General features: G+C 37.9%; 13 protein-coding genes. All 13 read left to right on the top strand.

Features of this window, described 5'->3' with window-relative positions; translation table 11 throughout:
* Window positions 1-137: 137 nt before the first annotated feature.
* The 13 genes from RI845_RS03460 (at window position 138) to dnaB (ending at window position 13,119) form a co-directional block, all read left to right on the top strand.
* Window positions 138-704, top strand: a complete 567-nt coding sequence (locus RI845_RS03460; protein WP_348388367.1) for an SPOR domain-containing protein — start codon at window positions 138-140, stop codon at window positions 702-704.
* Window positions 705-805: 101 nt separating this feature from the next.
* Window positions 806-1,324, top strand: coding sequence for an ATP-dependent protease subunit HslV (hslV, locus tag RI845_RS03465; protein WP_348388368.1), 519 nt, complete (start codon window positions 806-808; stop codon window positions 1,322-1,324).
* A 62-nt stretch (window positions 1,325-1,386) separates the two neighbouring features.
* Window positions 1,387-2,715, top strand: a complete 1,329-nt coding sequence (gene hslU, locus RI845_RS03470; protein ID WP_348388369.1) for an HslU--HslV peptidase ATPase subunit — start codon at window positions 1,387-1,389, stop codon at window positions 2,713-2,715.
* 32 nt (window positions 2,716-2,747) lie between these two features.
* The gene (locus RI845_RS03475; protein ID WP_348388370.1) at window positions 2,748-3,116 is read left to right on the top strand and encodes a gamma-butyrobetaine hydroxylase-like domain-containing protein; all 369 of its coding nucleotides are present in this window, start codon (window positions 2,748-2,750) and stop codon (window positions 3,114-3,116) included.
* A 38-nt stretch (window positions 3,117-3,154) separates the two neighbouring features.
* A complete protein-coding gene (locus tag RI845_RS03480) occupies window positions 3,155-3,628 on the top strand; it encodes a YehS family protein (protein ID WP_348388371.1) in 474 nt (157 codons plus the stop codon).
* A gap of 33 nt (window positions 3,629-3,661) precedes the next feature.
* Entirely contained in the window at window positions 3,662-4,036 is a 375-nt protein-coding gene (locus RI845_RS03485; protein ID WP_348388372.1) for a YbaN family protein, read from the top strand.
* A gap of 180 nt (window positions 4,037-4,216) precedes the next feature.
* Window positions 4,217-4,774 carry an RNA polymerase sigma factor gene (locus RI845_RS03490; protein ID WP_405054088.1) on the top strand — a complete coding sequence of 186 codons (558 nt, stop codon included), beginning with the start codon at window positions 4,217-4,219 and terminating at the stop codon, window positions 4,772-4,774.
* A 2-nt stretch (window positions 4,775-4,776) separates the two neighbouring features.
* A complete protein-coding gene (locus RI845_RS03495) occupies window positions 4,777-5,277 on the top strand; it encodes a hypothetical protein (protein WP_348388373.1) in 501 nt (166 codons plus the stop codon).
* A 60-nt stretch (window positions 5,278-5,337) separates the two neighbouring features.
* The gene (locus RI845_RS03500; protein WP_348388374.1) at window positions 5,338-6,303 is read left to right on the top strand and encodes a DUF4097 family beta strand repeat-containing protein; all 966 of its coding nucleotides are present in this window, start codon (window positions 5,338-5,340) and stop codon (window positions 6,301-6,303) included.
* 481 nt (window positions 6,304-6,784) lie between these two features.
* A complete protein-coding gene (locus tag RI845_RS03505) occupies window positions 6,785-8,719 on the top strand; it encodes a PrkA family serine protein kinase (protein ID WP_348388375.1) in 1,935 nt (644 codons plus the stop codon).
* 18 nt (window positions 8,720-8,737) lie between these two features.
* Window positions 8,738-10,036, top strand: coding sequence for a YeaH/YhbH family protein (locus tag RI845_RS03510; RefSeq protein ID WP_348388376.1), 1,299 nt, complete (start codon window positions 8,738-8,740; stop codon window positions 10,034-10,036).
* Window positions 10,026-11,549: a SpoVR family protein gene (locus RI845_RS03515; RefSeq protein WP_348388377.1), complete on the top strand. Its 1,524-nt coding sequence runs from the start codon at window positions 10,026-10,028 to the stop codon at window positions 11,547-11,549. Before RI845_RS03510 ends, RI845_RS03515 begins: the two co-directional genes overlap by 11 nt.
* A gap of 142 nt (window positions 11,550-11,691) precedes the next feature.
* Window positions 11,692-13,119 carry a replicative DNA helicase gene (gene dnaB / locus RI845_RS03520; protein ID WP_348388378.1) on the top strand — a complete coding sequence of 476 codons (1,428 nt, stop codon included), beginning with the start codon at window positions 11,692-11,694 and terminating at the stop codon, window positions 13,117-13,119.
* The last annotated feature ends 99 nt before the right edge of the window (window positions 13,120-13,218 follow it).

Here is a 13,218-nt window from a genome sequence, read left to right on the forward strand (position 1 = left end):
AAAATGCAGTGTAGTGATAACTGTGCTGCACTGTTTCCTTATGATTGCAGAAACTAACACTGTACATTGTTGTCTGGATCGTTAGAATTAACTTTAGAAATACATATTTTCCCAAATTATAACAATTGTAGAGTGCTATGGCTCATCAAGATTATGTTGCTCGCCCCCGCGCAACCAAAAAAAAGAAAAACCCTTACAAGCCTAAGGCTAAAAAGCAGGCACAAAAAACATCGATGAAACCTTTGTTCATACTCGCCTTCATTGTGGTGTTGGTATCCGGTTTTGTGTTTAGCTTAAATTTCATGAGTGATAATGCTCCAGATGTTGAAGTGGCTGAAATTGAACTGTCAGAGCCAAAACCTGCTGTTATTGAAGATATCTTGCCCGAAATTCCTACCGAAAAATGGACCTATATGGACGACTTGCCTAATAAAGAAGTTGAAGTGGGCGATTATGAGGTTGAAGAGAAGGGGCCTTATCAAATGCAATGTGGCTCTTTTAGAAAGCTACAACAAGCGCAAGAGCTAAAAGCCAATATCGCGTTTGCCGGTTTAGGATCCGATATTCGAAAAACCAACGGTAAAAATGGTGTTTGGTATAAAGTTGTACTTGGGCCATTTGAACGTAAGCGCATGGCCGAAAGCGCCAAGCATAAGTTAAAGCGAAATAAGATCAATTATTGTCAAATATGGCTTTGGACTTGAAAAACTAATATCTGAACCCATCTATACTTTAAGATTCTTTCCGGGGTGTCTGTTTTGTCAATTTGACAAAAGACACCTCGTTTTATTTATAGAGGTTTAATGTGACTACTATCGTATCTGTAAGACGCAACGGTAAAGTATGTATTGGCGGCGATGGTCAAGTATCGTTGGGCAATACCGTGATGAAAGGTAATGCTAAAAAAGTTCGTCGTTTATATAATGACAAAGTACTAGCAGGATTTGCTGGCGGTACTGCTGATGCCTTCACCTTATTTGAGCGTTTTGAAAGTAAACTTGAAATGCACCAAGGCCATCTTACCAAATCGGCCGTTGAACTTGCCAAAGACTGGCGCAGTGATCGTGCCTTAAGAAAACTAGAAGCAATGCTGGTTGTTGCCGATGAAACGGCTTCTTTAATCATCACTGGAAACGGCGATGTTGTTCAGCCTGAGAATGACTTAATTGCTATTGGCTCTGGTGGTAATTACGCTCAAGCATCTGCTTTAGCGCTGTTGGAAAACACCGAATTATCAGCTCGAGATATTGTTGAAAAATCTTTAACAATTGCCGGTAATATCTGTGTATTTACCAACTTAACTCAAACCATCGACGAAATTTAAACTTATTACTATGATATTGGTTTTTGCTCGCTGTAATGGCCGGTATCAAAGAGGAATTTTCCATGTCTAATATGACTCCTCGTGAAATTGTTCACGAATTAGATTGCCATATCATTGGCCAAAATGATGCTAAAAAAGCGGTAGCTATTGCCCTTCGTAACCGCTGGCGTCGTATGCAACTTAATGAAGAGTTGCGTACTGAAGTTACTCCAAAAAATATTTTAATGATTGGCCCAACCGGTGTTGGTAAAACAGAAATTGCCCGTCGTTTAGCAAAACTTGCCAATGCCCCATTTATTAAAGTGGAAGCAACAAAGTTCACTGAAGTAGGATACGTTGGTAAAGAAGTTGAGACTATCATTCGCGATCTTGCCGATATGTCAGTTAAATTAACCAAAGAGTTAGAAATGACTCGTGTTAAGCACTTGGCTGAAGAAGCCGCTGAAGAACGTATTTTAGATGTGCTTATTCCTAACCCGAAAAACTCTTTCGGTGAAGATGAAACAACTGATAATTCATCAACTCGTCAAGTGTTCCGTAAGAAATTACGTGAAGGTAAGTTAGACGATAAAGAGATTGAAATTGATGTAGCACAGCAGCAAATTGGCATGGAAATCATGGCGCCTCCTGGTATGGAAGACATGACCAATCAATTGCAAAGCATGTTCCAAAACATGTCACAAGATAAAACCAAAAAACGCAAATTGAAAATTAAAGATGCGTTTAAAGCTTTACAAGAAGAAGAAGCCAGTAAAATGGTGAACCCGGAAGAGCTTAAAGAAAAAGCAATTAATGCCGTAGAGCAAAATGGTATCGTATTTATTGATGAAATCGATAAAATCTGTAAGCGTGGAGACACCTCAGGGCCAGACGTTTCTCGTGAAGGTGTTCAACGTGATTTACTGCCATTAGTTGAAGGTTCAACCGTGAGCACTAAGCATGGTATGGTGAAAACTGATCACATTTTATTTATCGCATCCGGCGCATTTCAAATGGCTAAACCAAGTGACTTAATTCCTGAGTTACAAGGTCGTTTACCAATTCGAGTAGAGCTTCGTGCATTAACTGTAGAAGATTTTGTTCGTATTTTAACCGAGCCAAACGCGTCATTAACCGAACAATATATCGCGCTGTTGGCCACTGAAGGGGTTAAAGTTGAATTTACCGAAGACGGTATTCAAGCGATTGCAAAAGCTGCATGGCAAGTAAATGAAACCACCGAAAACATTGGTGCTCGTCGTTTACATACTGTGATGGAACGTTTAATTGAAGAATTATCTTTCCAAGCGGATGCTAAATCAGGTGAAACAATTGTTATAAACAAAGACTATGTTGAAGCTAAGCTGGATATTCTTGTTAAAGATGAAGATTTAAGCCGCTTTATTCTATAATTGAATTTGTAACTATTAACTCTGGAGAGACCATGCAAATTACTCAGCTTGTCTTAAATGAACAGACAAACTTACTTACCTTAAGCTTTGCTGATAATTTCAGCCAAAGCCTAAGTTATGAATTTATGCGTGTATACTCTCCAAATGAACAAACGTCGAAAAAAGGCCAAGCGAAAGCCCCGGTAAGCCATAAAAAAATGGTCAAATTACTTGCCATTGAACCATTGGCTAAACACGGCTTTCGTTTAATTTTTGACGATCAACATAGTGCAATATACAGCGCTCAACTATTGCAAGAATATGCACATAATAAAGCTCGCCTTTGGCAAGAATATATTGATGCGTTAGCACTAACAGGTCATAGCCGTGAAGCAATGATCGATATTACCCAAATCCAATGATTCAGTTCACTAAGCTAAACTGTACACAGTGAGAGACCATGACTAACAACGATATTTTACGCCGCATTCGTTTTGTATTTAATTACGACGACAGCACTATGTTATCTATTTTTGCGCAAGCTGAATTGAAAGTGGATATTGAAAAATACCATCATTGGTTACGCAAAGAAGATGATGATAAATATATCAACTTAACAGATACGCAATTAGCGACGTTTTTAAATGGTTTAATTAATAAAAATCGCGGTAAACGTGAAGGTCCACAGCCAAAACCAGAATCTAGGTTAAACAATAATATTATTTTGCGTAAACTTAAAATTGCTTTAAATCTTAATGATGAAGATATGCTGGCGATTTTAGCCTTAGCCGATTTACGTATTGGTAAGTCTGAATTAAGTGCCTTTTTCAGAAAAGTTGGTCATAAACATTATCGTGAGTGTAAAGACCAAGTAATGCGTAACTTTTTACAAGGTATGCAAATTAAATACCGCGAAAACAACCCTTACTCATAACATCACTAGACATAATGACGTAAGGCAGCATCAATGAAGCGATTTCTCTATTTAGCCGTTGGGTTTGGTTTTGTTGCCTTAGCTATTATTGGTATTGTCTTACCGGTACTGCCAACAACCCCTTTTTTATTGGTTGCAGCAGCGTGCTTTGCTAAATCATCAACGCGTTGCCATAAATGGTTAATCAACAATAAATTATTTGGCCCAATAATTCATAACTGGCAAAAGAATCGATGTATTCCTAAAAAAGCTAAATCAATAGCTGTGCTTTCAATCGTTATTTTTGGAAGTTTCTCTGTATTCTTAGCGGTGCCTAATATTTATGGAAAACTAGCAACCTCTATATTATTGGCGATCGGTTTATACGTCGTCCTTTCAATTAAAACTTGTCCAAATCTGAAAAAATAATTTACTGCTCCTTTCTAGTCCTAGATGGCAATTTGATTTAATTCTCACTGAGTGAGAAATAACTCTATCTACTTGTTATAAATGTTATATATTAAAAAAATAATTATTTTTTAAACCTTTTTAATATTTACTGCATCTTACTTATTGAAAAACAAAATAGCCCTTTAGGATTTAAATAAATTGTCTGCAACAAGCACAGTGATAAATGCCGAAGATGTTTTTGCGCAAAAGCAGGAGCAAGAATGGATAACAAACGCCAAGGCCGGCGATCGTCACGCATTTAACCATTTGTATAAGTTACATATTGGCCGAGTTTATGCCTTATGTTTGCGTATGCTGTCCAGTCGTGACCAGGCTGATGATGTAGCGCAGGAAGTGTTTGTGCAAGTGTGGTTAAAAATAGAGAACTTTCGTGGTGATGCCAAGTTTTCTACCTGGTTACATTCGGTAGCAACCAATACCGTATTGACCCACATGCGTAAACAAAAAAGCTGGGTACAAAAAGTTTTTAGTATTGAAGAACAGCCGCAAGCTGAGCAAGCAGGTAATGAGATACAGGACTTATCTGACTTGGACAAAATGATTTTACGTTTACCCGAAAGAGCTCGAATTGTGTTTGTATTATTTGCCGTAGAAGGCTACAGACATGAAGAAATTGCAACAATGTTAAATATGGCGGTGGGCTCGAGTAAATCTCACTTCCACCGTGCCAGAACATTACTAAAAGAGTGGTTGTAACTATGAACAAGCCAATATCAGATCAAGAATTACAAACACAAATAGATAACCTTGCTAAAGATATAACGCCTGAACGTGATTTGTGGGCGGGAATTGAGCACGCTATTGAACATAACTCTCAGCAAGACAGTGTTCCTAAAAAAGCTAATTTTGCGCCTTATGCTTGGGCTGCTTCAGTTGCTTTAGCTGTAGTACTAACCTGGAATATTAATACCAATAAACCTGTGCAAGTAGCACAAGTAAGTGCGATAGATGTAATTCAGCAACAGTACAGCCAAGAAAAAAACAGCATGTTAGTTAGTTTTGGCGAACCAGACTTAAAAGCATTACCAATAGAAATTCAATCACAATTTGAAGAATTAGATTCAGCCAGGAAGTCATTGATAAATGCTTTGGCAGATGACCCAGATAATGCCGACTTGCTAAATTTATTAAAATGGACACAGCAACAAGAACTGAATTTAATTGAGCAATTGTATAGTCCCCAATGGCAGACAATTTAGTAGCAAACAATTTAACGGCAACTAGAGATAATTTACGTCAGTTATGACAAAGAGAAATGTATGAAGTTTTATAAAAACACCTCAAAGATCAGCTTAGCAATTTTAGCATTTTCATTAACACTTCCGGTGTTTGCTAAAGACGTCGATGAAAAGTTATCTGTGAGTAATAATGCCAACATTAGTATTGATAATTTACGTGGTGAAGTGGTCGTAAAAGGAACGGATACTAACGAAGTATGGGTCGTAGGTAAGCTTGATGAGAAAGCTACTGACTTTATCTTCAAAGCCGAGGGCGACAATGTCATTATTCAAGTAAAAATGCCGTCAAATATGAACAGCAGCTTTTGGGATAATGACGAACAAGAAACTGATCTCGTTATTGAAGTTCCACATGGCTCAAAAGTCCAATTTCAGGGAGTCTCTAGTGATATTACCATTAGCGACATTAGCAATGATGTTCAAGCAAGAACCGTAAGTGGCGATGTTACAGTAGACAACTTAGCTGCAGAACGTATTGATATTGAAAGTGTGAGTGGTGATGTAATGTCTAAATCGTTAACTGGCAGAATACACTTGTCGACAGTAAGTGGTGACATTAAAGACACCAATTCTTCAGGTAATGTCGAATATCATGCGGTAAGCGGTGATATTAAGGCCGAAAGTACGGCCAAAGAAGTGGTTGCCAATGTGATTTCAGGTGATTTAGAAATTAACTTAAATAATGTTGTCGATGCTGAACTTTCAAGCATTAGTGGTAATGTTGATGCTGAACTTGAACTGAGTGATGATGGCTTATTAAAAATGTCGACGGTAAGTGGTAACTTAAAACTTGCACTACAAAAAGGCGTCAATGCCGATATACGGGTAGACTCTCACGCAGGTGGTAGAATAACAAACCAATTAACTGACGATAAAGTAGAAAAGGCAAAATACGGGCCGCATTCTAAATTATCAACTCAAACTGGCTCAGGCAGTGCTTCGGTCAAAATGTCGACCGTATCAGGTAATGTAAAATTACGCTTTTAGCCGGGGCTTTTATACCGATTAAATAAATTTTTATACCCGTTACCATTCAAAGTGCAGGATTTCAGTGGGAGTTAAAAGCAATTTAGGTAAGGCATTAAATTTAGAGAATGGTTGTTCCATTGTTAAAATTAATAACGCGGCATAAATTGCATTTAAACCCATCGAAGAAGCTCTTGAGCAACCCCACTACTTCGTTGCAGCTATTTGTTAGGGAATAACCATTACTACATAACTGCGCCTTGTATTGGAATGGCTCAAGCGCTCTGAAACCTACATCTTGATTGGTAACGGGTATATTAATATAGTTTGAAAAGAGTTTAAGCTTTAGGTAACCAACTAATTTTAAACTATATTTTTTTACCTTAATAAATATCCCATCCTCTTTTAACGTATATATTTACAAAATAATTTTCTTTTTTCGCCAATAAAACCCGCATTTTACGGTCTAATACTATGAAGACAATGAATTGCGGGGGCGAATATGAGTATTTTCAAGCATTATCAGAGCCGCTACGACTTAGCTAAAGAAGAAGAGCTAACGTTAACTGAATTTCTTGAGCTTTGTCGTAATGACAAATTAACCTATGCTAATGCAGCAGAGCGGTTATTGGCTGCTATAGGCGAGCCAGAATTAATTGATACTTCGCAAGATTTAGTTTTAAGTCGGCTATTCTCAAACCGTGTGATCACTCGTTACCCAGCTTTTGCTGACTTTTTTGGTATGGAAGAAGCCATTGAGCAAATAGTGTCTTATCTAACTCATGCATCACAAGGGCTAGAAGAAAAGAAACAAGTACTGTATCTATTAGGACCTGTAGGTGGCGGTAAATCTTCATTAGCAGAAAAGCTGAAAGAGCTAATGCAGCAAATACCTATTTACGTACTCAGCGCTAATGGTGAGCGTAGCCCGGTAAATGATCACCCATTCTGCTTATTTGACCCTGAGGCGGATGGTAAAATTCTCACCGAAGAATACAAAATTCCACCTCGATATCTAAACACAATTATGTCGCCTTGGATCGTGAAACGTTTGCATGAGTTTAACGGTGATATCTCAAAATTTAAGGTGGTTAAATTACACCCTTCTATAATCGATCAAATTGCCATTGCCAAAACTGAGCCAGGCGATGACAACAATCAGGATATTTCATCACTTGTTGGTAAAGTTGATATCAGGCAACTAGAACACTTTGCTCAAAATGATGCTGATGCTTACAGCTATTCAGGTGCTTTATGTCGAGCCAACCAGGGATTGATGGAATTTGTAGAGATGTTTAAAGCACCAATTAAGGTATTACACCCGTTATTAACAGCAACCCAAGAAGGTAATTACAACTCTACTGAAGGGTTGTCTGCATTACCGTTTTCAGGGGTGTTGTTGGCTCATTCAAATGAATCAGAATGGATAACCTTTAAAAATAATAAAAACAATGAAGCGTTTCTCGACAGAGTTTACATCGTTAAAATCCCGTATTGTCTAAGAGTGTCAGAGGAAGTGAAGATTTATCAAAAACTACTCGACAACAGTGAGTTAAGTGATGCGCAATGTGCGCCGTCCACACTAAATATTTTGGCGCAGTTTTCGATTTTATCTCGCTTAGTGGTGCCAGAAAATTCAAGCATTTATTCGAAAATGAAGGTTTATAACGGCGAATCATTAAAGGATACCGATCCGAAAGCAAAATCATACCAAGAGTATCGAGATTTTGCCGGTGTTGATGAAGGGATGTCGGGTGTATCGACTCGGTTCGCCTTTAAAATTCTTGCGCGAGTATTTAATTTTGATCATCTAGAAATAGCAGCAAATCCCGTTCATTTATTTTATGTACTTGAGCAACAAATTGAGCGAGAGCAATTAGCGAAAGAAACAGCGGATTCGTATTTAGAGTTTATAAAAGGGTATTTGATCCCAGAATATATAGAGTTTATTGGAAAAGAGATCCAAACCGCATACCTTGAATCTTATTCTGAGTACGGGCAAAACATTTTCGACCGATATGTTGTTTATGCAGATTTTTGGATACAGGACCAAGAATACCGAGACACGGATACCGGACAAATCCTCAATCGTTCAACCTTGAACAATGAGTTGGAAAAAATTGAAAAACCAGCAGGTATCTCTAACCCTAAAGATTTTCGTAATGAAATTGTTAACTTTGTTCTACGAGCGAAAGCGAATAATAACGGCAAAAATCCGCTGTGGACCAGTTATGAAAAACTTCGCACAGTAATCGAGAAAAAAATGTTCTCTAACACTGAGGACTTGCTACCTGTAATTTCATTTAACACAAAATCATCGTCACAGGACCAACAAAAACACGATGAGTTTGTACAACGAATGATCACCAAAGGTTATACGGCTAAACAAGTACGACTATTGTCTGAATGGTACTTACGAGTTAGGAAATCATCTTAATGGCAGGGGGAATGAATAATGGCTGTTTTTATCGACAAACGTTTGAATGCAAAAAACAAATCTATGGTCAATCGCCAAAGGTTTGTACGTCGTTATAAAAGCCAAATTAAGCGTTCTTTAGCCGAATCCATTAATCGTCGTAAAGTTACTGATCATCAATCTGATGAAGATGTCAGCATTTCCAAAAAAGACTTAACAGAACCTAGCTTTAAGCAAGGAGAGGGAGGCATTAAAGAGCGTATTTATCCCGGTAATGATCAGTTTAGTGAGGGAGATAAAATACCAAGGCCCAATGCACCTAAAGGCAAAGGAACTGGCGAGAGTGGAGCAAGCGATACTGGCGAAGGTGAGGATGATTTTATTTTTTCAATTTCGGCAGATGAATATCTACATTTACTGTTTGACGATTTAGAGTTACCTAACTTGCAATTTAACCAAATTGATAAATTAATTGACTACAAAACAGTACGCTCTGGGTTTTGTAACGAGGGCGCTATTGCCAATATTGATATTGTGAAGTCATTACAAGGCTCTATCGCAAGACGAATGGCAATGACGAGTGATAAGCGTAAACAAATTAAACATTGTCAGCAACAGTTTGCATTGCTGGAACAACAGGGAAGTCAAAAAACAGCAGAAAAAACTCGGTTAACAGAAGAAATTACAGCGCTGAAAAACAAAATAGCCAAAGTACCATTTATTGACACGTTTGATTTGCGTTATCGAAATTATGATAAACAAGCGATCCCTTCTTCAAAGGCAGTGATGTTTTGCTTAATGGATGTTTCCGGCTCTATGGTACAAGCCACTAAAGACATGGCGAAACGCTTTTATATTTTGCTGTATCTATTTTTAACACGAAATTATAAAACCATTGATGTGGTGTATATCATTCACCATACCCAAGCCACAGAGGTTGATGAGCAAGATTTTTTTTATTCAAAGGAAACTGGCGGAACCATCATTTCAAGCGCACTGAAATTACTCTATGAAATTATCAAAAAACGCTATAACTCTAAAGACTGGAATATCTATGTAGCACAAGCTTCAGACGGTGATAATTGGCAGGATGATACACCCAAGTGCTATCAATTATTAGCTGAGAAAATACTACCGATAATTCGATTTTATAGTTATATAGAGATTAATAACAATGAGTCAAAATCATTATGGCTGGAGTATCAAAGACTTATTGATAAATATCCAAATTTCACCATGAGGCAAATTACTGAAGTAGCAGACATTTACCCGGTATTTAGGGATTTATTTAAAAAGACAGCAAGTATAAATGCTGCTTGGGGGCAATATGGCCATTGATTTTAACTTTGAAAAATTACCCGATTGTGCCGAGTGGACCTTTGACTACCTGGAAAAATATAAGCAGCAGATAAAGCGGGTCGCAAATTTTTATCAACTGGATACTTATCCTAATCAGATTGAAATGATCACCTCGGAGCAAATGATGGATGCTTACGCCAGCATCGGTATGCCTATTGGATATAATCATTGGAGCTTTGGTAAGCGGTTTTTACAAACTCAACAAAACTATATGCGCGGTCATATGGGGCTAGCTTACGAAATAGTAATTAACTCGAATCCTTGCATTACTTATTTGATGGAAGAAAATACCCTAACCATGCAGGCTTTGGTTATGGCACACGCAAGCTATGGGCATAATTCTTTTTTTAAAGGGAATTATTTATTCCGTACTTGGACCGAGGCGGACTCCATTATTGATTACTTATTGTTTGCAAAAAACTATATCCATGAATGTGAACAAATACATGGCATAAATGAAGTAGAAGCTACTCTGGATGCATGTCATGCATTAATGAGTCATGGTGTAGATCGCTATAAAAGACCACAAAAGATGTCGTTAGCAAAAGAGTTAGAGCAACAACAAGAGCGAGAGAGGTATTTGCAATCACAAGTGGATCAATTATGGCAAAAGCTCGATAGCAATAACACAGAACGAGCTAAAATGAGATCCAATGAATTGATTTTTCCTGAATCTCCACAGGAAAATATATTATATTTTATTGAAAAAAATGCCCCTTTGCTTGCCCCGTGGCAAAGGGAAATTGTACGAATCGTTCGAAAAACCGCTCAATACTTCTATCCGCAAAAACAAACGCAAGTAATGAATGAAGGCTGGGCTTGCTTTTGGCATTACACCATTATTAATCACCTATTTGATGAAGGCTTACTGACGAATAAATTTATGCTCGAGTTTCTACATCACCATTCAAATGTGATCAATCAGCCGGCTTATAATTCGCCACAATATTCAGGTATAAACCCATATGCCTTGGGGTTTAACATGTTTTCAGATATACGCCGTATTTGCGAGCATCCTAGTGAGGAAGATAAAGAGTGGTTTCCAGAGCTTGCCGGTAGTAATTGGCTTGATGCGGTTACATCAGCGATGCAAAATTACAAGGATGAAAGTTTTATCAGTCAGTACCTTTCCCCGCACTTAATACGAGAGTTTAAATTCTTTGAACTTTGCGACGATGAAGACAAAAGTCACATAGAAGTGAGTGCGATACACAATGAAAAAGGCTATCAGAAAATTCGCAGCGCATTGGCTAAACAATACGATTTGAGTCATATCGAAGCCAATATTCAAATTATTAATGCAGATATTGAAGGGGATCGTTCGTTAACTTTGGAATATATTCCGCACAACAATGTTAAATTAGCTGACAATAAAGACGAAGTTATAAAACACTTACATTACCTTTGGCAGTTTGATGTAAATTTAGTAACGCAAGATAAAGAAATGCGCACTAAAATATTAAGCCATTGTCCACAGGACCCTGAACATTAAATTAGTTTATTGGTTAATTTTCTAAACTAAGTAAGTTTCTCTTCAATTATTTTCATTAATAGCTTATCTTGAACTGTTAAATTAGCGATAATAGCATTCATACAAATACCAAATATATTTTCGATGTGGGACTCAAGTAATAATGGCTCAACAGCAAGATTTCAAAAAAGACTTCAAGAAAGACTTTAAAAAAGCAAATGATAAACAGGTTGATCAGCTAAAAATTGCTCCTCATTCATTAGAAGCCGAGCAGTCGGTGTTAGGTGGTTTATTACTTGATAATAACTCATGGGATAATGTTGCTGAGCGTGTTGTTAGTAATGACTTCTATTCACGTGCCCATCGTATTATTTTTGAAAGCATTGGTGAGTTGATCGAAAAAGGCAACCCAGTCGATCTTATTACATTATCTGAAGGATTAGAGAACCAACAACAAATCGATGATGTTGGTGGCTTTGTGTACCTTGCAGAGATGATGAAAAACACTCCAAGTGCGGCCAATATATGTGCCTATGCCGATATCGTTCGTGAGCGTGCTGTTACTCGTGAATTAATTAAAGTTGCTCATGAAATCGCTGATGCAGGTTATGACCCTCAAGGTAGACCAAGCAGTGAATTACTGGATTTTGCCGAATCAAAAGTTTTCCAAATAGCCGAACAGCGTGCAAGTAAATCAGAAGGCCCTGAAAATATTCATACGGTTATGGAAAAGACCGTTGATAAAATCGAAAAACTTTACGGCCAACCACATGGTGGTGTAACAGGCGTTTCTACCGGTTTTTCTGATCTTGATAAAATGACCGCTGGTTTACAGCCGTCAGATCTGATCATCGTTGCTGCTCGTCCTTCAATGGGTAAAACAACGTTTGCGATGAACTTGGCTGAAAACGCGGCAATGATGCAAGATAAGCCTGCACTTATATTTTCACTAGAGATGCCTTCCGATCAAATTATGATGCGTATGCTTGCATCTCTTGGGCGTATTGACCAAACCAAAATTCGTACCGGTCAACTTGGTGATGAAGATTGGGCTCGCCTTTCATCAACAATGGGATTGTTGATGGAAAAAGGTAAAATGTTTGTTGATGATGCCGCAGGTCTTACCCCAACAGAAGTTCGCTCTCGTGCCAGACGTGTTGCTCGTGATAATGGTGGTATTTCAATGATCATGATTGATTACCTTCAGCTGATGCGAGTGCCACAATTTAGTGATAACCGTACTTTGGAAATTGCTGAAATATCACGTTCATTAAAAGCGTTAGCGAAAGAATTACAAGTACCGGTTGTTGCGCTATCACAGCTAAACCGTAGTCTTGAGCAACGTGCAGATAAAAGGCCGGTAAACTCAGACTTACGTGAATCTGGCTCAATTGAGCAAGATGCTGATTTGATCATGTTTATCTATCGTGATGAAGTTTATAACGATGATTCTGCCGACAAAGGAACGGCTGAAATAATTTTAGGTAAACAACGTAATGGTCCAATTGGACGGGTGCGATTAACGTTCCAAGGTCAATTTTCTCGTTTTGATAACTTTGCCGGCCCTGGCGGAATTATGGATGAAGATTAGCATTAAGCTAATTTTAAAAATAATTAAGAGCAGCTTATGTAGCTGCTTTTTTTTTACTTCAGGGACGAAGGAATGCAAACTGCCAAGAGGTGAATTTAG

The organism is Thalassotalea nanhaiensis, from assembly GCF_031583575.1.
GTDB classification, from domain to species: domain Bacteria; phylum Pseudomonadota; class Gammaproteobacteria; order Enterobacterales; family Alteromonadaceae; genus Thalassotalea_A; species Thalassotalea_A nanhaiensis.